The 21,834-nt window shown below is 67.4% G+C and carries 20 protein-coding genes; 7 read left to right on the forward strand and 13 right to left on the reverse strand.

Features of this window, described 5'->3' with window-relative positions; genetic code table 11:
* Nucleotides 1-3: 3 nt before the first annotated feature.
* Both hutH and hutI read right to left on the reverse strand, forming a co-directional pair.
* Nucleotides 4-1,524, reverse strand: coding sequence for a histidine ammonia-lyase (hutH, locus tag ATI53_RS06560; protein WP_111549995.1), 1,521 nt, complete (start codon nt 1,522-1,524; stop codon nt 4-6).
* Nucleotides 1,521-2,693, reverse strand: coding sequence for an imidazolonepropionase (gene hutI, locus ATI53_RS06565; protein WP_009504135.1), 1,173 nt, complete (start codon nt 2,691-2,693; stop codon nt 1,521-1,523). Before hutI ends, hutH begins: the two co-directional genes overlap by 4 nt.
* An 89-nt stretch (nt 2,694-2,782) precedes the next feature.
* Here hutI and ATI53_RS06570 point away from each other — a divergent pair, with 89 nt between their 5' ends.
* Complete coding sequence (locus tag ATI53_RS06570; RefSeq protein ID WP_111549996.1) at nt 2,783-4,105, forward strand: formimidoylglutamate deiminase; 1,323 nt, start codon at nt 2,783-2,785, stop codon at nt 4,103-4,105.
* 35 nt (nt 4,106-4,140) lie between these two features.
* On the opposite strand, the gene ATI53_RS06575 is transcribed toward ATI53_RS06570, so the two are convergent.
* Nucleotides 4,141-4,929, reverse strand: a complete 789-nt coding sequence (locus ATI53_RS06575) for an SDR family oxidoreductase (RefSeq protein WP_009504133.1) — start codon at nt 4,927-4,929, stop codon at nt 4,141-4,143.
* 19 nt (nt 4,930-4,948) lie between these two features.
* The gene (locus ATI53_RS06580) at nt 4,949-5,281 is read right to left on the reverse strand and encodes a hypothetical protein (protein ID WP_375342729.1); all 333 of its coding nucleotides are present in this window, start codon (nt 5,279-5,281) and stop codon (nt 4,949-4,951) included.
* Between the two features lie 28 nt (nt 5,282-5,309).
* Here ATI53_RS06580 and ATI53_RS23215 point away from each other — a divergent pair, with 28 nt between their 5' ends.
* Nucleotides 5,310-5,537: a hypothetical protein gene (locus ATI53_RS23215; protein WP_009504131.1), complete on the forward strand. Its 228-nt coding sequence runs from the start codon at nt 5,310-5,312 to the stop codon at nt 5,535-5,537.
* 661 nt (nt 5,538-6,198) lie between these two features.
* Here the strand turns inward: ATI53_RS23215 and ATI53_RS06590 are convergent.
* The 3 genes from ATI53_RS06590 to ATI53_RS06600 form a co-directional block, all read right to left on the reverse strand.
* On the reverse strand, nt 6,199-7,443 hold the full coding sequence (locus tag ATI53_RS06590) for an AGE family epimerase/isomerase (protein WP_111549997.1): 1,245 nt from the start codon (nt 7,441-7,443) through the stop codon (nt 6,199-6,201).
* Nucleotides 7,444-8,048: 605 nt separating this feature from the next.
* A complete protein-coding gene (gene opgC / locus ATI53_RS06595; RefSeq protein ID WP_009504128.1) occupies nt 8,049-9,206 on the reverse strand; it encodes an OpgC domain-containing protein in 1,158 nt (385 codons plus the stop codon).
* A 460-nt stretch (nt 9,207-9,666) separates the two neighbouring features.
* A complete protein-coding gene (locus tag ATI53_RS06600) occupies nt 9,667-10,926 on the reverse strand; it encodes an allantoate amidohydrolase (protein ID WP_009504127.1) in 1,260 nt (419 codons plus the stop codon).
* Between the two features lie 175 nt (nt 10,927-11,101).
* Here ATI53_RS06600 and ATI53_RS06605 point away from each other — a divergent pair, with 175 nt between their 5' ends.
* The 4 genes from ATI53_RS06605 to ATI53_RS06620 all read left to right on the forward strand — a co-directional run bounded on the left by ATI53_RS06605 (nt 11,102) and on the right by ATI53_RS06620 (nt 14,821).
* Nucleotides 11,102-12,052, forward strand: coding sequence for a phosphotransferase (locus tag ATI53_RS06605; RefSeq protein WP_111549998.1), 951 nt, complete (start codon nt 11,102-11,104; stop codon nt 12,050-12,052).
* Nucleotides 12,049-12,999: a choline/ethanolamine kinase family protein gene (locus tag ATI53_RS06610; RefSeq protein WP_111549999.1), complete on the forward strand. Its 951-nt coding sequence runs from the start codon at nt 12,049-12,051 to the stop codon at nt 12,997-12,999. The genes ATI53_RS06605 and ATI53_RS06610 overlap by 4 nt, the downstream gene beginning before the upstream one ends.
* Before the next feature lie 145 nt (nt 13,000-13,144).
* Entirely contained in the window at nt 13,145-13,930 is a 786-nt protein-coding gene (locus ATI53_RS06615; protein ID WP_009504123.1) for a DeoR/GlpR family DNA-binding transcription regulator, read from the forward strand.
* 27 nt (nt 13,931-13,957) lie between these two features.
* On the forward strand, nt 13,958-14,821 hold the full coding sequence (locus ATI53_RS06620; protein WP_009504121.1) for a helix-turn-helix domain-containing protein: 864 nt from the start codon (nt 13,958-13,960) through the stop codon (nt 14,819-14,821).
* A gap of 27 nt (nt 14,822-14,848) precedes the next feature.
* Here the strand turns inward: ATI53_RS06620 and ATI53_RS06625 are convergent, their stop codons facing one another.
* Nucleotides 14,849-15,268: a MarR family winged helix-turn-helix transcriptional regulator gene (locus ATI53_RS06625; protein ID WP_009504120.1), complete on the reverse strand. Its 420-nt coding sequence runs from the start codon at nt 15,266-15,268 to the stop codon at nt 14,849-14,851.
* Between the two features lie 129 nt (nt 15,269-15,397).
* Nucleotides 15,398-16,435, reverse strand: a complete 1,038-nt coding sequence (locus ATI53_RS06630) for a substrate-binding domain-containing protein (protein WP_034452182.1) — start codon at nt 16,433-16,435, stop codon at nt 15,398-15,400.
* 204 nt (nt 16,436-16,639) lie between these two features.
* On the opposite strand from ATI53_RS06630, the gene ATI53_RS06635 reads away from it, so the two are divergent.
* Nucleotides 16,640-18,085 (forward strand): amidase, encoded by a 1,446-nt coding sequence (locus tag ATI53_RS06635; protein WP_009504117.1) that lies wholly within the window; start codon nt 16,640-16,642, stop codon nt 18,083-18,085.
* Here the strand turns inward: ATI53_RS06635 and ATI53_RS06640 are convergent.
* The 4 genes from ATI53_RS06640 to ureB are packed head-to-tail and all read right to left on the reverse strand — an operon-like array spanning nt 18,078 to nt 21,824.
* On the reverse strand, nt 18,078-18,851 hold the full coding sequence (locus ATI53_RS06640) for an urease accessory protein UreD (protein WP_111550000.1): 774 nt from the start codon (nt 18,849-18,851) through the stop codon (nt 18,078-18,080). The two genes, ATI53_RS06635 and ATI53_RS06640, sit on opposite strands and share 8 nt — an antisense overlap.
* Entirely contained in the window at nt 18,848-19,453 is a 606-nt protein-coding gene (gene ureG, locus ATI53_RS06645) for an urease accessory protein UreG (RefSeq protein ID WP_111550001.1), read from the reverse strand. The genes ATI53_RS06640 and ureG overlap by 4 nt, the downstream gene beginning before the upstream one ends.
* A complete protein-coding gene (ureC, locus tag ATI53_RS06650; RefSeq protein WP_009504114.1) occupies nt 19,450-21,153 on the reverse strand; it encodes an urease subunit alpha in 1,704 nt (567 codons plus the stop codon). The genes ureG and ureC overlap by 4 nt, the downstream gene beginning before the upstream one ends.
* Nucleotides 21,150-21,824 (reverse strand): urease subunit beta, encoded by a 675-nt coding sequence (gene ureB / locus ATI53_RS06655; protein WP_034452180.1) that lies wholly within the window; start codon nt 21,822-21,824, stop codon nt 21,150-21,152. Before ureB ends, ureC begins: the two co-directional genes overlap by 4 nt.
* Nucleotides 21,825-21,834 lie beyond the last annotated feature (10 nt).

The following is a 21,834-nucleotide window of genomic DNA, read 5'->3' on the forward strand; positions in this document are numbered from 1 at the left end:
GGGTCAGCCTTTCAGTCCGGGCAGGGCAAAGGGGGCGCTGAGCGCGCCGGTCGCGACAAGGCGCGCGGCGGCGCCAAGGTCGGGGGCCAGCAGGCGGTCTTCGGCCAGTTCGGGGATGTCTTCGCGCAGGCGCGCGATGGCCCGCGCGAGCATGGGCGAGGTGGTCAGCGGCGCGCGCAGGGCGATGCCCTGGGCGGCACAGATCGCTTCGATTCCAACGATATGGGCCAGATTTTCGGTCATTTGCAGCAGGCGGCGCGCGCCGTGGCAGGCCATGCTGACGTGGTCTTCCTGGTTGGCGCTGGTCGGGGTCGAATCGACCGAGGCGGGATGCGCAAGCTGCTTGTTCTCGCTCATCAGCGCGGCGGTGGTGACCTCGGCGATCATCAGGCCAGAGTTCAGCCCCGGCCGGGGCGACAGGAACGCGGGCAGGCCGAAATTCATCGCCGGGTCGACCAGCATCGCCACGCGACGCTGCGCGATCGCGCCGGTTTCGGCCACCGCCAGCGCGATGATATCGGCGGCAAAGGCCACCGGTTCCGCATGGAAATTGCCGCCTGACACGATGCTGCCATCAGACAGGACAAGCGGGTTGTCGGTGGCGGCGTTTGCCTCGATCTCCAGCGTGCGGCCGGCCTGGCGCAGCAGGTCGAGGCAGGCGCCGGCGACCTGCGGCTGGCAGCGCAGGCAGTACGGGTCCTGCACGCGGTCATCGCCGGCAAGGTGGCTGTCGCGGATGGCGCTGCGGTCCAGCAGCACCCGCAAGGCATCCGCCACGGCGATCTGGCCGGGCTGGCCGCGCAGGGCGTGGATGTCGGGGGCAAAGGGCGCGGTCGATCCCATGGCCGCATCGGTTGCCATCGCGCCTGTGACCAACGAGGTCTGAAAACAGCGTTCGGCGGCGAACAGCCCCGCCAGCGCCAGCGCGGTCGACACCTGGGTGCCGTTGATGAGGGCAAGCCCTTCCTTGGCGACCAGTTCGATTGGCGTCAGCCCGGCGCGCGCCAGCGCCTGCGCCGCTGGCAGGCGGGTGCCGTCATGGAAGGCCTCGCCCTCGCCGATCATCGCGGCGGCCATGTGGGCGAGCGGCGCAAGGTCGCCCGACGCACCGACCGATCCCTTTTCCGGGATCACCGGCAGCACGCCTTTGGCCAGCATGGCGTCCATCAGCGCGATCAGCTCGGGACGCACGCCGGACGCGCCGCGCCCCAGGGACAGCAGCTTGAGCGCCATCACCAGCCGGGTGATCGGCGCGGGCAGCGGCGCGCCGACGCCGCAGCAATGCGACAGGATCAGGTTGCGCTGAAGCGTCGCCACATCGCCCGGCGCGATGCGCACCGAGGCCAGCTTGCCAAAGCCGGTGTTGATGCCATAGACCGCCTCGCCCCGTCGGGCGACCTCGGCCACGCGGGCGCGCGCGGCTTTTATGCCGGGCAGGGACGAGGCGTCGAGCGTGACCGCCACCTCATCGCGATAAACCGCGCGCAGGGTGTCGAGCGTCACGGCGCCGGGGCTGAGAATCATGCGATTTCTCCGGCAAAGACACGATATTTCAACGGGTTGAAGCCGATGCGCGCCACCAGTTGCGCGGCGCTGTCTGCGTTCCACAGGCAAAAATCGGCGGTCTTGCCGGGCGCGATCACCCCCACATCCGCCAGCCCAAGCGCCTGCGCGGCGACGCTCGTCACCCCTGCCAGGCATTCCGGCACAGTCATGCGAAACAGCGTTGCGCCCATGTTCATGGTCAGCAACAGCGAGGTCAGGGGAGACGTGCCGGGATTGCAATCGGTGGCCAACGCCATCGGCACGCCCGCCTCGCGGAAGGCCTCGACCGGGGGCAGGCGGGTTTCGCGCAGCGTGTAGAACGCGCCGGGCAGCAGCACCGCCACCGTGCCCGCGCGCGCCATGGCGGCGGCATCGGAGGCGGCGGCGTATTCGACGTGATCGGCCGACAGCGCCCCATGCCGCGCCGCCAACCGGCAGCCGCCCTGACGCGACAGCTGCTCGGCATGCAGCTTGACCGGCAGGCCAAGGTCGGCGGCGCGGTCGAACAGCGGCTCAAGCTCGTCGGTGGAAAAGGCGATGCCCTCGCAAAACGCATCCACCGCGTCGACCAGCCCTTCGGCATGGGCGCGATTCAACCCTTCGATGCAGATGTCGTCGATATAGGCGGCGCGGTCGGTGGTTCCGGCGGGCAGGGCATGGGCGGCAAGCCATGTGGTGACCACCCGCACGCGCCGCGCACGCGCCAGGCGGCGGGCGGCGCGCAGCATCCGCAATTCGGTTTCGATCTCAAGCCCGTAGCCGGATTTGACTTCGATGGTCGTCACACCTTCGGCCAGCAGCGCATCAAGCCGGGGCAGCGCCTGTGCGACCATGTCATCCTCGGACAGGGCGCGGGTTGCGGTGACGGTGGACGCGATGCCGCCACCCTCGCGCGCGATCTGTTCATAACCCGCGCCTTCGAGCCGCAGTTCGAATTCGCGCGCCCGGTCGCCGCCGAACACCAGATGCGTGTGGCAGTCCACCAGACCGGGGGTCATCAGCGCCCCGCCGCAATCGACAACCCGGTCGCCGCGCAGCCCGACGCCGATGTCGGCGATCCGTCCGTCTTCGGTCAGCACATCCAGCGGATGTGGCGCCACGCCCAGCGTCCCGGTTATCACGCGCGCGTTTGCCCAGAGCGTCTGCATCTGTCCTCTCTTTCCTCATCGGCTTTATAAGTATATACATATTATCGCGGGCACGGAAAGCCCGGACCGCGAGGGGGAAGGGTAGCGCGATGCTGATACACGCGAAACGGGCGCTTTTGCCCGATGGCTGGGCCAAGGACATTTGTGTCACGGTGCAGCACGGGGTCATCGCGTCGGTCGGAGTCGGGGTGGGGCATGGCGGCGGCGTCGATGCGCTTCTGCCCGGCGGCCAGAACCTGCATTCCCACGCCTTTCAGCGCGGGTTTGCAGGGCTTGCCGAAACGCGTGGACCGGGGCAGGACAGCTTTTGGACATGGCGCGACATGATGTATCGCTTTGCGCTGATCCTCGATCCGGACGACGCGCAGGCCATCGCGGAAATGGCCTATGCCGAGATGCTCGAAGCCGGGTACACGCGTGTCGGAGAATTTCACTACCTGCATCACCGTCCTGACGGGGCGCCCTATGACGACCCGGCCGAGATGTCCGCGCGGATCTTTGCCGCTGCCAGAGCGACAGGCATCGCGCTGACGCATCTGCCGGTGTTCTACGCCCATGGCGGGTTCGGGCGCGCGCCCGCAAGCCGGGGGCAGCGGCGCTTCCTGCATGATCCCGATGCCTTTGCCGGGCTGGTCGCGCGCTGCGACGCCATGGCGCGGCCCGGCGACGTGGTGGGCTACGCGCCCCATTCGCTGCGCGCCGCCGATGCGTCGGATCTGGCGGCGCTGGCGCAGGCGCTGCCCGGACGCCAGGTGCATATTCACGTTGCCGAGCAGGCGAAAGAGGTGGACGACTGCCTTGCCGCCTATGGTCGCCGCCCCGTCGAGCGGTTGTTCGACATCGCTGCGGTCGGCCCCGGCTGGTGCCTGATCCACGCCACGCATCTGGCCCCGTCCGAGGGCGCGCGGATCGCGGGGTCGGGCGCGGTGGTCGGACTGTGCCCGGTGACCGAGGCCAACCTCGGTGACGGGATCTTTGCCGCGCCGGCCTTTATGGCCGAAGGCGGCGTATTCGGCATCGGCACGGACAGCAACATCCGCATCCGGCTGGCCGAGGAATTGCGGATGCTGGAGTACGGCCAGCGCCTGACTGCGCGGGCGCGCAACGTGCTGGCCGGTGCGGGATCGACCGGAACGCAGCTATACCGCCGCGTGCTTGACGGGGGCGCGCGGGCGCTTGGTGCGCCCGCCCCGGCGATCGCCCCGGGAGCTCCGGCGGATCTGGTCGGGCTGAGCGATCCGCTGGGCATCGGCGACGCGCTGGCCGACCGCTGGATTTTCGGCAGCGACGGGGCGGTCAGCGACGTCTGGGTCGCGGGGCGCCATCTGGTGCGTGACGGGCGCCACGCCGACCGCGACCGCATCGCGGCCCGCTTTGCCCGGGCGGTCCGCCGGGTGCTTGCGGCGGGCTGACGCCGCAGGTCCGGGTTCGGCCCGCAGGGCGCGCGTCAGACGCTGCTGATCATCCCACCGTCGCAGCGCACCATGGAGCCGGTGACGTACCCGGCGGGTTCGCTGCACAAAAAGGCGCCGACCGCGCCGAATTCATCGACCCGCCCGTAGCGTTTTGCCGGGATGGCGCGGCGCGAGGCGGCCCGGACCTCATCCAGCGGTTTGCCCTGCGTCTCGGCCACCGCGCCATCCAGCTGATCGAGGCGGTCGGTGTGAATCCGACCGGGAAGCAGCATGTTGCAGGTCACGCCCTCGCCCGCGACCTCGGTCGCCAGGGTCTTGTTCCAGCCCGCCAGCGCCCCGCGCAGGGTGTTGGACAGCGCAAGATTGGGAATGGGCTGTTCAACGCCCGACGAGGCAACCGTCAGCACCCGCCCCCAGCCCTGGGCGCACATGCCGGGGATCAGGCGGCCCGTCAGGTCGATGACCGACGCAACCATCGCCTGCGCCTGCGCCATCAGCACCGCGACATCAATGTCGCGCGCCGCGCCGGGCTTTGGCCCGCCGGTGTTGTTGACCAGAATATCGACGCCGCCAAATCGGTCGCGCACATGTTCGGCCGTCCGCGCGGCGAAATCGGGCGCGGTCAGATCGACCTGCATCCAGTCCGCCTGCCCCGCGCCGCGGGCGTTGATCTGCGCGGCGACGGCTTCCAGCGTGGCGGCGTCGCGCCCGGTCAGCATCACACGCGCGCCTTCGGCGGCAAGGGCTTCGGCGATACCGCGCCCAAGGCCGCGCGACGAGGCAAGCACCAGCGCGCGGCGGTCTGTCAGTCCAAGATCCATGGGGTATCTCCTGTTTGGGTCAGCTTGCAAGGATGCCGCTGGTGTCGGCAAGGCCCTTGATTTCGGGGGGATTTCCAGAGAGGTCGCGGAAAAACGCGGTGCATTCTTCGCCCGGTTGGCCGTTAAAGCGGAACACCGGCGGGATGGCAAAGTCAATGCCGCCGCCCTGCAACCGCGCGGCCGAGGTCTCGGTCGACCGCCCCTCGGTCCAGCCCAGCACATCGCCATGGAACCGGCGGGTTTCGTCAAGGTCGGTGACATGCAGCGCAAGGTGAAAGGCGGATTTCATCGGGGTTTCCGGGGTTGGGGTTGCCTTGGGATAGCCAATCGGAAGAAAAAGGAAAACCGACAATATCTGCCCCTGCGCGAAAGAAACTCTTGTGGATACGCGGTTTCCGGAAAGCCTTCAGGCGGTGGTCGATGATGGATCCAGCGCCGCCGCGCGCCAAGGCCGGAGTTGCGGACCACGCCGGGGGCGTCTTCGGCGTGATGCTGAACGTCGCACCGCCGCGACCGACCCGCGCTTCACCCGTCGCGGCGAAGGCGTCGAGCAGATGCTTGAACGGGTCCTGGGGGAAGATTGGCTGGCCGAAGGCGATCCGCCCTGAAATCCATCGACCCAGCATCGTCGGGGACCTCCGGAACCACCAGTTCGACGGGCTTTTTCCGCCTCCGCCGCTTGCAGGGCCTTATGCTGGGATTCAGCTCCGGACCGCGGTCATGCTGCAACCGCGCTTGTCGTTCCAGACATGACCCTGGACGTTGCGCAGATGCAGGAGGCAGAGGCCAACCCCCCGATCTTCTGTGCGGTCGTCAGCCCGACGAGCAGACCGGCGATATGCCCGTTCATCCCGCCGACAAAATTCGACTTCAGCATCTCTCAGTTTTCGGGAAGGATTACCTGAGATCACAAAAAGCACCGCAGGTCTTTGCGGGCCAAAAGCCATGAGGTTTCGGTTCATCGAAGTCCACGCGGGAGGCTACGGCGGACAGTGGCCACAGGTTCGACATCGCCGGATCGGGACTGCGCAGCAGATGCACCAAGCCAGAAATGGGCAGACCGCTGTCGTGACATTGTTTCGCGATGCAGCGCCGGGCAGTGGGCATCGGCTATGTCCGGGCGCGTGATGGATGGTTATCGCTCGCGGTGATCCTGGCCCCGGATCCGCGCCGCCATTCAGCACCGGGCTGGAAACGCGCTGTTGCCTTCGAACGAAAGACGGCCTGAACGCGCACCCGGGGCGGCACGAAAGCGGGACAGGGCCAGCCTCAGCCTCGGTCAAACCGCTTTGGGGCAATCCGCGACAGGCCGGGCTCCAGCGGGAACAGCGCTGCCTGAAGCGAATGGTAGATATCGGGTTTGCCGGTGAACTGAATTTCACAGGGCGCGCCGCTTTCGTCGATTTCCGGGAACCAACCACCCCGCCGCACATCGACATGGCGCAGCGCCGCGTGAAGCCACAGCCGGCGGTACCATTGTTCGTCACTGGGCTGGCGATCCAGCTTTATCAGGGCCGCCATCGCACCGATTCCTTCGCAGACGGGCCACCAGTAGCGGTCGCGGATCGCGTGTCCGCCTTCGGCGTCCAGGGTGTAGACAAACCCGCCATCCTCGCGCCAGGCATCCGCCAGCGCCTGTTCGATCAGCCGACGTGCGCGGGACGGCGCGTGTTGGTCGCGCCGCCCGTCCAGATCCCAATGCTGGATCAGAAGGCGGCCAAGTTCCAGCGAATGGCCCGGTGTGGTGCCTGCGGGGCGAAACATCGGGTTGCCCGCATAGGTCGGATCCACCCGCCAGTCCTGGGTATAGTGTTCCGGCAGACGCCAGCCGTGGGCCGGGGCCATTCGGGCCGTGAAAAAATCCAGAATGCGTCCGGCGCGGTGCAGGAACTCTGCCTGTCCCGTCGCCTCGTAGGCGGTCAGCAGCGCCTCGACGCCATGCATGTTGGCATTCATGCCGCGATAGGTGGAAAACGGCGTCCAGTCGCGCGCGAATTCATCGCGCAGCAGGCCCGCCTTGTCGTCCCAGTAGCGGGTGTCGAGCACGTCGCGGATGTCGGCCAGCAGACGGTCGGCATCCGGATGGCCCACCTGCTTTGCCGAGGCCGCGGCCAGCAGCACGAAGACATGGCCATAGGCCAGCTTGACGTCATCGACGACGCCGCTGCGATCGACCGCCCAAAGATAGCCGCCATGGATCGTGTCGCGGTGCCGGGTCCAAAGCGCCTGCATGCCCGCGTCGATCATGGCGTCGGCCTGCGTGTCGCCGACCTGTTTTCCCAGCGCGTAGGAATGCACCAGCCGGGTGACGGCATGCAGCTCTTGCGGGGCGCCTGGCCGGGGCTGGCCGGCGCGGTCAAGCTGTTCGATCCAGCCGTCCGCCCCGAGGCTGGCATGAAAGAAATCCAGCTGCCGCCGCGCATCCTGGCGCAACCAGTCGCGGTGCTGCGGATCGTCAAGCCAGAAACCCGGTGCGTCGGTGGCGCCGATATGGGGGGATGCGGTGGTGGTCATGGAAACTCCGTAACGCGACAGGCAGGGCAGAGAAAGGGCGCGCGGCCAGGCGCATCCGAAGGAAACGCCTCCGGCCACAGCGCTAGCAGGTCTGACAGAGATGGTACACCGGGGGGCGGTCGCAGCGGCATTATCCGCCGCCCATAGCGGCCCCCCGAAACGCTGCCGATCCGGTGCGGCCCCCGGGAGCACGAATGCTGCAAATGCGCGTCGGCGGCAGACTGATTGAAACCGCCGGTTCAGTGGCGGCCCGCGAGGGGTTCGTCGGGCGCTTATCCCCGGCACAGCGCGGAACGTCGATGGTGGATGGATGGCCCACCGCTGATCGACAGCAAAAACATCCCAGGTTGGCAGCGGACACCGGAACTGCCTGACAGCAAAATCCGACATGCCCGCGCAATCGAGACGACATCATTGTCTTTAGCGGTCAGGTTGTGACGGGACGGTTGAGAATAGCAAAGGCGGGAAGCGCGCATGAACAGCCAGCGATCATCGGGTCGAGCTTCCATCACATCAATTCTCGCGTGGCGGCGCGTCGGATAAGGCGCATTATGTAATCTGGGCAGCACCAGTCCCGGCGTGCCCGCTGACCGTGCCAATCGGCCCTACCGCTTTGGTCTCTCGCGGATGATCGGCACCAGCCAGAGCAACGCGATGCTGCCCAGGGCCAGCGCCGTGTTCACGCCCTGCCCCCCCGGTCCCCATGCGTTGTCGATATAGCGCACCGCGTAAACCAGCACGACGTGCCAGATGTAGACGTGCAGAGCGTGCCGCCCGAGCAGGCACAGCAGCGGGCGGGTGAACACCCATGTGATCGCGCGCGACAGGGCGCGCACCGCGCGCAGGGGGTCGCTTTGCCCGGCAATGGCGATCCAGGTAAACAGGAACCCGGCGGCGGCGAAATTCAGCAGGTAGACCAGCCCGAAGTTGCTGCGATATTCCAGCGGGCGAAACGCCGCGAACATGTCTCGGGGCATCGCCCCATGCGCCGAAGCGATGCGCACGGGGACGAACAGCGCCAGAAACAGCAGCGCGACCAGCGCCAGATCCCGTGTGCCGGGTCCAAAGATGCGATCCCAGCGCAGGCGGTCCATGGCCCAGAGCGCCCCCAGAATCAGCCCCGCCATAAACGGCACCTGCCAGCCCATCGGATCGAATGCGAGTCGCAGCCCCTGCGTGTCCGGCGCTTCCAGCACCCCGTCCAGCCAGCCCGACCACAGGCTGGCCAGGTCGATCTGGCATGCCGTCCACATCAGTGCCGACGCCCCGGCGGCCAGCATCCACCGCCCCGAGACGACCCAGTGGATCATCACCGGCGCCACCGCCATGAACAGGATGTACATCGGCAGGATGTCCAGAAACGTCGGCTGGAAGGTCAGGCTGACGATCGCGAAGATCCGCATGGGATCGTCGATCGGCGCGGTGCCCAGCCAGTTGCGCCAGGCCAGAACGCCGCCCGGCATAAGGTCTCGGGCCAGCAGGCCCAGAAAGATCAGCCCGACGGTCCAGAGCCACAGCTCGACCATGCGCGACGCCACCGCGCGGTGCATGGCGCGGGGGCCGCTGCGCAGCATGCGTCTGGTCTGCATCAGCCCGAACATCAGCCCCGAGACGAACACGAACCCCTGGGTGCTTTCGACGAACATCACCTCACGGAAATGCAGACGTTGCAGCCAGACCCCGTTTTGCAGCACGAGATGCGACAGCGTCATCGTCAGGACAAAGAACCCCCGAAGCCCATCCAGAAAATCGAGGCGTTTCATGATTGTCCATTCGTCAACGGGGCGGTGCGGCCAGATCTGTCACGCCCTGAGGGCGCCGCCCGCGCCGGTTCGCGCGAATCGCGGGACGGGGGGGCTTGTGGTCCATAGCCGCGCCGTCGCCGCTGCTCAATCGCGGTGATGGTCTGGCGCGCGGGATGACCCTGCGTCGGCGCGTTATCGCCGCTTGGGCAGATATCGAAAAGGGCGGCGCAACCTGGGAAGGCCGGCTTTGGTCCGGACATCGAGCCGGATGCGCGCCGCCGCCCGCCGCCGGAGAAACATGTCCGGCCCCCTGCGGGGCACGATCCGGCGGGACCCTGCCACCGACCGAACAAACGCCCCGGAGACGCGCGGTCAGGCTTTGGTCTTTCCAGCGGCGCCTGCGCTCCCGCGCCTTGTCCCAGGCTCCGCCCGGCGGTTTGTGACGGCAAGCCGCGGCCGATACTCTCTGTCCGGCCTCTTAGCCACTGTCGGTCCGGGCGCGGGCGGCGTCCTCTGCCGGACAGGCAAGACGGCGCAGCGTTTCGCGGATCACCGCGCCGCCGTTGCGCAGATCGTCCGGCAGGGTCAGTTCGTCCTCGCAATGGCTCAGCCCGCCGACGCTGGGCACAAAGACCAGCGTGCTGGGCATGACGGCGGCCAGCGCCAGCGCGTCATGGCCGGTGATCGTGCGCATCTCGGTCGCGCGCAGCCCGAGGGTTTCGCAGACCTCCAACGTCAGGCGCACGCCGGCGGGGTCCAGCGCGGTTCCGGGGCGGGCCTCGTCGGTGACCACCTCGATGCCGCAGCCAAGCGCGTCGATGTCCGCAGCGATGGCCCGCAGGAACCTGTCCCCGACCTCGGTGCAGATCTGTTGATCGGGGTTGCGAATTTCGAACCAGACGGTGACGCGCGCGGCGACGACGTTGGGGCTGTCGGGTTCGGCGACGATCCTGGCGGCAGACCAGTGCAGCTGCGCGGTTTCGCCCTGCATCCGGTCGTGAAAGCGGGTGATGGCCAGCGCCGCCGCGCGCAGCGCGTCGCGCCGTTTGTGCATCGCGGTGGGGCCGGTGTGCGACGGCGCGCCGGTAAAGGCCAGCGTCAGCTTGCGCACGCCCCAGGATGCGGTGACCGCACCGATCTGCACGCCGCTGTCTTCCAGAACGCTGCCCTGTTCGACGTGCAGCTCCAGATGGTGCACCGGGGTCAGCCCCGGTGTGCCGGTGCCCAGCCAGCCGATCTGCCCCAGCGCGTCGCCCATTGTCACGCCCGCACGGTCGGTCAGCCCCAGCGCGAAATCGGCGCTGTACTTGCCGCAAAAGACCGAGCTTCCGGTCAGGCTTGGCTGGAAACGCGCGCCTTCCTCGTTGGTCCAGTTCACCACCGTCAGATTATGCTCGGCATCAATGCCTTGCGCGAAAAGTGCCGCCGCGCCGTCCAGCGCCGCCAGCACCCCGAGCGCGCCGTCGAACCGCCCGCCCGTGGGCTGGCTGTCCAGATGCGAGCCGCACAGCACCGTGGTTGTCGCATCCGGCGCTGTTAGAAAGGTGGCGAACATGTTGCCCACGGGGTCCACCGCGACGCGGGCACCGCGGGCCTGCGCAAGGTCGGCGAACAGGGCGCGCGCGGCGCCGTCTTCGGCGCTGCCGGTCAGGCGGCGCACACCGCCCCCCGGCGTTGCGCCGATGCGCGCGAAACGGTCGATAAGGGCGATCAGGTCGTCGGGAATCCTGTCGGGCATCCGGGGGTCCTGTGGGGTTGGGCTGCCCTGCATCCTGCGCCCTGCACCGCGCCGCGAACAGCCCCCGCGCCCCACAGGCACGACATGGTGGACGCAGGGACAAACCGGCCCGCCATCGCCCCGCGACTCCGGCAATCCCCCGTGCCATCATGGGCCGCGCAACAACGAGGACGCCATGGACCGCAGCCCAGTCATCCGTTCCGTGATCACCGGCATTCCCGGCTGGCAGGACCGCCCGGTCGAAATCGAGGCGGCGATCCCGGTGCTTGCCTCGCCGTCCTGGCGCGGGGTGGACGGTGCGCCGCTGGTCGCGCGCGACCCGCAGACCGGCGCGCGTTTGTTCGTGAAACACCTGCACCCGGATACCGCATTCTACATCGCGCCCGAACATGCCTTTGCCGCCGCGCGCATCGCCGGCGAGGCGGGTGTGGGCCCGCGCGTGCTGGCATCGGATGCGCGGGCCGGGGTGCTGGTGACGGAATATCTGGGCGAGGGCTGGCGCACCGCCGGGCTGGAACACGCGGACGATCCGGGGTTCGTCGACCGGGTGCTGGACGCGCGGGCGCGGCTGGCGGCGGGCGCCCCCCTGCCCGGTCGCGCCGATGTGTTCGCCGATCTGCGCCGGTTTCACGCGCTGATCGAGGAAACCGGCGCGCCGGTCGCGCCGGATCTGGGCTATGCCTATGACACCGTCATGCTCGCGTCCGAGCGCGCCGGCGCCGGGCCACCGGTGCCGATTCACGGCGATGGCAACCTGTCCAATGTGATGTTCAACGCCCAGGGCGACATCCGGTTGGTCGATTTCGACCGTGCCGGCATGGGCACCGCCTGCGCCGAGCTGGGCAGCGCGCTGGTGGAAATGTACGCGTTCGACCCCCTCGCCCGCGCTGCGTTTTCGCGGGCTTCCGCCGCCTTTGGCCTGCCCGACGAAGACGCGGTGTTTGACCGCGTGCGCCTGTGCGGCATCGCCGACGATCTGCGCTGGACGATGATCGGGATGCTGATGGGACACCTCAGCCCGCGCCGTACCGAGGAATTCTACAAGTTCGGCCTGTGGCGCCTTGTACGTTTGCGCGCCGCCCTTCGCGATCCCCGCTTCGGCGAAAGACTGAGGGTCGGCGCATGATCGAAAAACGTCGCATGGGCGAGGCCCGCACCACCGATGAACGCAACGCCGAGGCCGCCATCCGGCTGGTGCCCGACTGGCGGGGCCGCGCGGCGCATGTGTCCTACAGGATGATGGTCGGCGGGCTGAACAACCGCAACTGGCGGATCGAGGTGGCGGGGGATGCGCGCAGCTATTTCCTGAAGATCCCCGGCGAGGGCACCGAGATGTTCATCAATCGCAGTACATCCCATGAGGCCGCGCGCCATGCGCATGGCCTTGGCATCGCGCCCGAAGTGGTGTTTCACGACCCAGAAACCGGCATCGAGGTGCATGAGTTTCTCGACAATCACACCACCTGCACCACAGCGGATTTCATGCGCGCCGACGTGCGCAACCAGGTGATCCGGCTGTTTCGCACCCTGCATTCCGGCCCGGTGCTAAGCCAGGTCAAGACGATCTTCGATCTGGTCGACGAGCATCTGGAACAGGCGGCGGAGCTTGGCTCGTCAATGCCGCAGGATCTGCCGTGGCTGCTGCACCACTACGAAAAAATCCGTGCCGCGTTCACCGCGTCGGGGATGGATCTTGTGACCTGCTACAACGATCCGATGCCGGGCAATTTCCTGTTCGCCCCGGATGGCGCGCTGAAGCTGATCGACTACGAATTCGCCTCGGCCAATGAACGCAGCTACGACATCGGCGTGTTCGCCTGCGAGATGTTCCTGGAAGAGGACGACACCGATGCGCTGATCGAAACCTATTTCGGCACCGTCACGCCGCAGATGCAGGCGCGGGTGGCGCTGTGCCGGGTGCTCGCGGATCTGAAATGGGGCGGTTGGGCGGTGGTGAACCGCAAGCTGACCGACTGGGATTTCGATTTCCAGAAATACGGGCTGTGGAAATACATGCGGGGGCGGGCGATGATGACCGACCCGCGGTTCGATACCTGGCTGCGGCGGGTCTGACGCCTGGAAAACAGGCAATCGGCCCCGGCTGACCGGTTTTTTGCCGCAGATTTACTTGAATGTTCAATTTTAGAACCTGAGAGTGAACCGGCCGCGCCGGGGCGCGGATCTTTCACCTTGCCGGGTACGAATGGCCGAACGAACAATGCCTTCCACGCGCCCGCGGCGCCCTCGTGCCGACCGGCAGGACCGGATCCTGGCCGAGTTGCGCGCGCAACCCTCGCTGCGCGCGTCGCAGCTGGCGCGGATGCTGGGCGTGTCGCATGAAACCATCCGTCGCGACCTGATCGACCTGGACCGGCGCGGGCTGCTGCGCCGCACTTATGGCGGCGCCGAACGCCCGCTGCGCTTCGAGGCGCCGATCGCGGAACGCCGGACCATGCATGTGGGCGCGCGCGAACGGATCGGCGCCAGGGCGGCGACGTTGCTGGCCCCCGGCCATGTGGTGATGCTGGGCAGCGGGGCGACCTGCTGGCATGCCGCCCGCCAGATCGCCGCCGCCTGCCCGCAGATCACGGCGATCACCAATGACCACGCCGTGGCCGAGGCGCTGTGCGGCGGCGCAAGTTCCCAGATCATTGCGCTTGGCGGGCGGCTGCATCCGGGCGAGCGCTATGTCTGGGGGCCGCAGGCCATCGAGGAACTGACCCGCTATCGCGCCAACTGGGCCATTCTCGGCGCGTCGGGGATCGACGCGCTTGGCGCGCATGACATCGACGATCACGCCGCCGGGATCTGCCGAAGGATGATCCGCCAGGCCCGCCGGGTCGCCATCCTTGCCGATCATTCCAAATTCGACCAGCCCGCGCTCGCCCGCATCGCGGATTGGGCCGATGTCGATCTGCTGATTACCGACACCGCCCCCGAGGGGCCGCTTGCGCTGACCCTCGCGGCAAGCCGCGTCGGCGTCATTCAATCCCGCGCCGCCTGAACGCGCGCCCTGGACGGACACGCCCCCATGATACTTCGGTCGCCTTCGCTGACCCTGACAGACCCGCTGCGCGTCACGCTTGGCAGCCTGCAAATCCTGCACCGGGGCCAGGGGCGGTCGCATCACGTCAACGCGGCGGCCCCCGGAGCCGCACCCGGCTATCACCTGATCTTTCCAACGCACGCGCCGGTCCGCTTCTGCCAGTCCGGCCTGACGGGCGAGGCGCGCCCCGGGGCCTATGTTCTGCTGCGCGCCGACCGGTTTTATGACCTGCGCGCGGCCACGGATCTGGCGCAATGGGCGGCGGTGCTGCCCGCCCGCGCGCTGCGGGACCGGCTGGCGGGCGCCGAGGCCCATGTCGGCGGGCGGTTCCGCCCCAATCCGCAGATGTCCGCGCTGGTGTCGCGCACCCTGTCGGCCACCGCGCAGGTGTTCCGCAGCGCCGCGCCGCCCCCCCGCCCCGAGGCGCTGGCGGCCGAAATCGTCGCCCTGACCGCGCTGATGATCGGCGCCGAAGAGGACTGCGACGACAACCTGTCGCGCACCGGCCGCAGCCGCACCCGGCAGCGCATCATGGATCATATCGAAACGCACCTGTCCGACCCGGCGCTTGATCCGGGCGGCGTGGCCAGCGCGGTCGGCGTGTCGCGCAGCTATCTTTATGCGCTGTTCGCCGAAGGAAACGAGACGGTGGCGGGCTTTATTCGCAACCGGCGCCTGCAAGCGGCCTATGAGATACTGGTGGCGGACGCCCGTGGGGGCGTCGCGATTTCCGAGGTCGCCTACCGGACCGGGTTTCGCAGCGTGTCGCATTTTTCGCGCAGCTTTTCGCGGCATTTCCAGGCCACACCGCGCGACATCCGCGCCGGGCTGGCGCCGCTGGACCGATAGGCGCGCCTTGCGGAACGCCTGCTCGGCTCAGGCGCCCAGATCGGACAGGATGCGCCGCACGTCGCCCAGATGATCGGCGCCCAGCGTGTCCGAGATGTGCCGTTCATGATCGTCGCCGATTTCTTCAAGTTGGCGGCACATCGCCACGCCGGCGGTCGACAGGGCGACGCGCACCTTGCGGCGATCCTTTTCGTCGGGCACGCGGAACACCAGGGTCTCGCGCACCATCCTGTCGATGATCTTGGTCAGGGTGGCGGGTTCGACCAGCACCCGCTCGGCCAGGCGCCCCATGGGCAGCGGGCCTTCTTCTTCCAGGGATTTGAGCACGCGGTACTGTTCGATGGCGATGCCATTGGCCGACAGCCGCCTGGCCAGGTCATCCTCGATCAGCCGGTTCGCCCGCGCGATAAGATAGCCAAGCTGCTCGGTAAACTTAGGATCTGCCATGGCGCTTTCCCTGGACAAGCTGAACACTGCTCCGGATGTAGCACTCATGGTTGCACTATGCCACAACATTTGAAAAATCCAATACCGATGCGCAGATAGCTGGCGGCGCAAATGTCGCAGATCGGCCCGTCAGCTGACAAAGGCGCGCCTGACCACGAAATCCACCCCGTCCGCCTCGGCCAGCCGCACGTTGGCATCGGCCTCGCGCCCAATCATCCGGTAGGCCAGATCGCGTTGCAGGCGCGGGCGCAGGAAATGCGCCATGCGGCAGCCATCAATTCGCCCGACCTGCCTCGCGATCGCCGCCACAAGGAAGATCGCGTCGTAGCATTGCACCGAATTGGCCGTCATCGACGGTCGTCGCCCCGAGAAACAGGCGTCATAGCGTTCCACCAGTGCGTCGCGCCCGTGGCCCCGGCTGGTGTCGAAATAGGCCTGGGCGGCGAACAGGTTTTCCGTGCCGCCATCGGCCAGCGCCAGCAGCTGCATTTCGTCAAAGGCCAGGTTCAGGCGGGTGATGGTGCTGCTCAGACCCGCCTCGGCAAAGGCGCGGTTGAAACAGATGGAATCCTCGCCCAGCATGGCAATCACCACAACATCGGCGCGCGCCTTGCGGATTCGGTCCAGAATCTCGGCATAGTCGCGGCTGCCAAACGGCAGAAGCGCATCGCCGATGAAGTGCCCGCCGACCCGCCTCACCGCATCCATGGTGGTGCCGTGGGCGGCGCGCGGCCAGATATAGTCGTTGCCGACAAAGAAAAAGCGGCGTGCCTTGCGGTGGCTGACCATCCAGTCAAGACTTGGGTTCAGCACCTCGGCATCGGTGATGCCAAGCTGCGCGGTGCCGGGGCCGCAGAAACCGCCCTCGTAATGCGGGGTGTAGATATAGGGCGCAAGCCCACACAGCCCACGCCGGACGGCGGGACGCAGATCGCTGGATTGAAGCCCGATCGCGGCGTCGATGTTTTCGTCGATGGCCAGCCGCTGCGCCGCCTGAAAGGCGCTGTCCTGGGTTTCGCCCGAATCTACCTCGACCAGCTCGATTTCCTGGCCAAGCACACCGCCCGCGGCGTTCAGCTCTGCGGCGGCCAGCAGCGCGGCCCCCTGGCAACCGGATGTCCAGATGCCCGCGAGCCCGTCATGAGAGAGGATCAAACCGATTTTCATACCGTGAATCGGTAGCGCAGGTTGCATCTTCCCACAAATCCTGTGGAGGTAAGCGGCCCATGTGGCGCCCCGAGTGCCCGATTTCTGTGCAGCCTCGGGCCCGCAGCCCCCACAAACGCGACAAAACGAGTATCGCGTCACGCGGCGTTTGCATCCAAGGTATTTTCCATTTCAAATATTGGAAATCAAATCAAGGAGACGCCCATGAACGCCCGCACTCAGTCCGCGACCCTGTCGACGCGCGACATTCCCGACCTGTCTCTGATGGAAGTCAGCGCGCTTGTCGCGTCCCGTCAGGCCACCCCGCTGGATGTCACACAGGCCGTTCTTGCCCGCGTGTCCGAGGTTGACGGCGCGCTCACCGCCTATATCACGCTTACCGCCGAGCGCGCGCTGGAACAGGCCGAAATCGCGACGCGTGAACGCGCCGCCGGGCTGGACCGGGGGCCGCTGCACGGCATTCCGGTTGCTTTCAAGGATCTGTGCGAAACCGATTTCGCGCCCACCTCGGCAGGGCTGGCGTTGCTCAGGGACAACGCCACGGGGCGCAACGCCACCGTGACCGCGCGGCTGGAACAGGCGGGCTGCATCACCATCGGCAAGCTGGGCATGACAGAGGGCGCCTATTCGGGTCACAACGACCAGATGCCCGTTCCGAAAAACCCGTGGAACCCGGCATGCTGGGCCGGGTCGTCTTCGTCCGGGTCGGGCGTGTCGGTGGCGGCGGGCATGGCCTTTGGCGCAACCGGGTCGGACACCGGCGGGTCGATCCGCTTTCCCTCGGGGTGCAACGGTATCACCGGGATGAAGGGCACCTGGGGCCGGGTCAGCCGTCACGGCGTGTTCGCGCTGGCCGACAGTCTGGATCACGTCGGTCCTATGGCACGCGCCGCAACCGATTGCGCCGCGATCATGACCGCCATCGCGGGACCGGATGTGAACGACCCAACGGCGCTGATGGCCCCGGTGCCGGACTACCTTGCCGCCTGCAGCGGGCCGATCCGGGGGATGCGGATCGGCCTGGACCGCGCGGCGGTGATCGACGCTGCCGCCCCCGAAACGGCTGCGGTCATCACCGAGGCTGTCGCTGTCTATGAATCGCTGGGCGCCGAGATCGTGCCGATGTCCTTTCCCTTCCCCGCCGACGCGGTGGATCAATGGACGGTGCTTTGCGCAGTCGAGGTGGCGTTGGCGCATCAGGGCCGGTTCCCCGAACAGCGCGACGGCTACGGGCCGCATCTGACCGAACTGCTGGATTACGGTCTCGGCCTGACCGCGCGGGAGGTCGGCGCGGCGATGCAATGGCGGCTGGTCTATAACGGGTCGGTCGCGCGGGCGATGCATGGGCTGGATGCGGTGCTGTTGCCGATCACCGGCGGGCCGATGCCCGAGCTGGACAACATCTATGGCGCGCCGTCGGCGGGCAAGAACGAAAACCTGGGCGATATGCTGAAATTCACCGCGCCGGCGGATTTCACCGGCTGCCCGTCGCTGACCCTGCCGGGCGGGTTCGACAGCCGGGGCGCTCCGATCGGCTTTCAGCTGATGGGGCCCGCGCTGACCGAGGACAAGCTGTTCAAGCTGGGCGCCGGGTTCCAGCGGGTGACGGATTTTCACACCAGACGCCCCGATCTGACGCCGTTCAGATAAGCGCGCGGATTTGCCGGAAGGCGCGGTCAAGCGCGCCTCCGGTCACTGCGGCGATGCGGATGATCTGCCCTGCCCCACCGCGCGCGGCCCCCGCGGCGACATAAGCGTCGGGCAGGTCCAGCGGACCGTCGTCGAACGGCGCGCTGCCGATGACCGTCACGGTGCCAAAGGCGGTCATGCCGCCCTTCAGGGCCCTGAGCGCGATCAGATCGGCCTCGGTCACATGCTGGCGTTCGCGCAGCAGGGTTTCGCGCCTGTCGTTCATTATGTGCAGATCGGACCGCCAGCGCCCCCCGACGTCCGGCGCTGCGGGATCGCGGCGGCAGAAACCGTCGAACAGCACCGCCTTGGCGCCCGCGCCAAGCGTGACCGAAATCCGCTGGCGCATCTTTGCCCCGGTCATCAGCACGTTTGGATCGGCGAGGTGACGGAGCGTGGCGCCCGCATCGGCGCGCAGGGTCCAGTCGGACCGGCATTCGCGCCCGCGCCGCGCATCGGCGTGGATCATCAGCGCCCCGGCGCTGGTCAGATCGACGCCGGCGCCTGCCTTGGCCGTCACCTCGTGCCGCCAGTGATCGCCGGGCAGCAGGGCCGCCCCGGCGCATTGCGGCAACACCGTCAGCGGGCCATGCAGCCCGGCCCGCCGATAGCCGCGCGGCAGCGACCACGGCCATTCCACATGCCGGTCCAGCAGCGACGTACCGCCATCCGGCGCGATGCCGCAGATCAGCGAAACCTGGGCGCGGTCCGGTTCGGCATCCTTCACTTGAACAGCACCTCACGGCGCAGGTGTTCGACAACCCCGGCGATGCCGGTCCCCTTGCGGCAGACCGTCGGAAGAACCGTGCCGCCGCCGCGCACCGCGGTGGCCTCGGCCAGCATTCTGGGGAAATCGACACCCACATGCGGCGCCAGATCGGCCTTGTTGATGACGAGCAGATTGGCCTGCAAGATGCCCGGCCCCTTTTTGCGCGGGATGTCGTCGCCCCCGGCCACGTCGATCACGAACATCCAGAAATCCACCAGATCGGGCGAAAAGGTCGAGGCCAGGTTGTCGCCGCCGGATTCGATCAGGATCAGATCCAGCCCCGGAAAATCGGCTTCAAGCCGGTCGGCGGCGGCCATGTTCAGCGTGGGGTCTTCGCGGATCACCGTATGCGGGCAGGCCCCGGCCTGCACCGCGCGCACCCGGTCGGGGGGCAACCGGCCGCCTCTGCGCAGACGCTCGGCGTCTTCATCCGTCACCAGATCGTTGGTGATGACGGCGGTGTCGATCCCCGATTCGGCCAGGCGCGGCAGGATGGCTTCGATCAGGGCGGTCTTGCCGGAGCCGACGGGGCCGCCGATGCCGACGCGGGCGGCGGTCATCTTAGAAAGTACTTTCTTGCAAGGGGGACGGTGCGGGCGGGTTCCGCCGTCAGGGGAATGCCGTCGGCCTCGACCTCGAAGGTCTGTGGATCGACGCTGATATTCGGCAGCGCGGTGTTGCGGATCATGTCCTGTTTTCCCAGCTTTCGGGTGTCGCGGATCTGGACAAAGGGTTTTTGCACGCCCAGCCTGGCCGCGGTCCCCGCCTTGATCGCCAGTTCGGACACGAAAGTCACCCCAAGGCGATGTCTGGCGGTCCCCAGCGCGCCCCACATCGGCCGGTGGATCATCGGTTCGGACCCAGAAAAGCTGCCGTTGCCATCGCCCATGGTGGCCCAGACGATGGTGCCCGATTTGATCACCGTGGTCGGTTTGGCCCCGAAAGAGGCGAACGGCCACAGCACGAGATCGGCCATCTTGCCCGGCGCGATGCTGCCGACCTCATCGTCGATCCCCGCCGCAATCGCCGGGTTGATGGTGTATTTGGCGACGTAACGCAGGATGCGCTGATTGTCGGCGCTTGCGGTCGTCTCATCGGGCAGGCGCCCCGCGCGGTCTTTCATCACCGAGGCCAGCTGCCAGCATTTCGCAAGGTTTTCGGCAAGCCGCCCCATGCCCTGGGTGTCGGTGGCAAAGATCGAGATCGCCCCCATGTCGTGCAGCAGATCCTCGGCGGCCATGGACTGGGGCCGGATGCGGGCCTCGGCAAAAGCGACATCTTCGATCAGATCAAAGCTCATCATGTGGGCGAGCATGGTCATCGGCACGCCCTCTTCCAAAGCGGGCAGCGTGTAGGGGTTGGTGGGGTTGGTCGAGGACGGCAGCACGTTGGGATAGCCGTTCACCACCAAAATGTCGGGGGCATGGCCGCCGCCCGCGCCTTCGGTGTGGTACATGTGGATGGACCGCCCGGCGATGGCGGTCATCGTGGTTTCATAGAACCCGAATTCGTTGATGGTATCGGTGTGCAGATGCACCGAGAAATCCGACTTGTCCGCGGCGGTCAGCGTGCCGTCCAGCACCGCGGGGGACGCGCCGAAATCTTCGTGAATCTTCACCCCAAGTGCACCGCCCGACACGCTTTCGGCCACCGCGTCGGGGTTGCTGTTTCCGCGCCCCAGAAAGCCGAAATTCAGCGGATATTCATCCGCCGCCTGAATGAGCCGCCCAAGCACGTTCGGCCCCGAACAGGACACATCGAAATTCGGCCCCGGAGACATGCCGATCATTGTCGTACAGCCCCCCGCCAGCGCGTGGTGGCATTGTTGCGGCGACAGGAAATGCGCATGCGCCTCGATCGCGCCGGCGGTGACGAAATGGTTGTCGCCATGCACCACCGTGGTGTTGGGGCCGGTCACCATGCCATCCGTCACGCCGTTCATGATGTCGGGGTTGCCGGCCTTGCCCACCCCGGTGATGCGCCCGTCGCGGATGCCGATATCGCCCTTGAGGATGCCCAGTTCGGCGTCGATGATGACCGCGTTCATGATGACCATGTCCAGCGCGCCATTGGCGGCGGTGCCGGTGGGGCAGAAACCTTCGCCGTCGCGCATGATCTTGCCCGCGCCTGCGGTCAGCTCGTCGCCGGGGTGGGTGTGGTCGTATTCGATTTCGGCCAGCAGCGAGGTATCGCCAAGGCGCACCATGTCGCCGGTGGTCGGCCCGTACAGCCGGGCATAGGCGTCGCGCGTCAGTTTCATTTCATGTACCCCCGCGCGGTGGCCGCTGCGACGGCGCTGGCAAGCCCGCTGTCGACCGGCCCCTCGGTCAGCCCGGCAAAGCCGTGAACAACGCGCTTGCCGCCGTAAGGCACCAGAACGATTTGTTTTTCGATGCCCGGATCGAACCGTTCTCCGCCGCCGGATGGCCGGTCTAGCCGCATCCCGAACGCCGCCTCGCGGTCAAATTGCAGGGCCGGATTGACCTCGAAGAAATGCGCGTGGGACCGCACCTGGATGGTGCGGTCGCCGGTGTTCAGCACAGTGATCGTGATCGCGTCGCGGCCCGCGTTGATTTCGATCTCGCCCTGCGCGGGGATGACCTCGCCGGGGATGGGATCGCCGGGGGCCGGGGCGATGGGATCAAAGACGGTGACGAGCTTGGTGCCCTCGGCCATCGACACCTCGACCGAAAAGGTTTTCAGCATATGCGCCACGCCCGGTTCGACCTGCTGCGCGGTCAGCAAGGTGCCCGCATGGCTGACGATTTCGCTGTGGCTGTGGCCCAGCCGGGCAAAGGACAGCAGTTCGTCGGCCAAGAGCGCGACCGCCTCGGGGTGGGCCAGCCGAATGCCTTTGGACAGGTAGCGGCGGGCCAGTTCGGCGGCGGTGAAGATGGTCAGCCGCTCCATTTCCGTGGGGGTCAGGTGCATCCTGGGCCTC

Origin of the sequence: Salipiger aestuarii (assembly GCF_003259905.1) — a bacterium.
GTDB classification, from domain to species: domain Bacteria; phylum Pseudomonadota; class Alphaproteobacteria; order Rhodobacterales; family Rhodobacteraceae; genus Salipiger; species Salipiger aestuarii.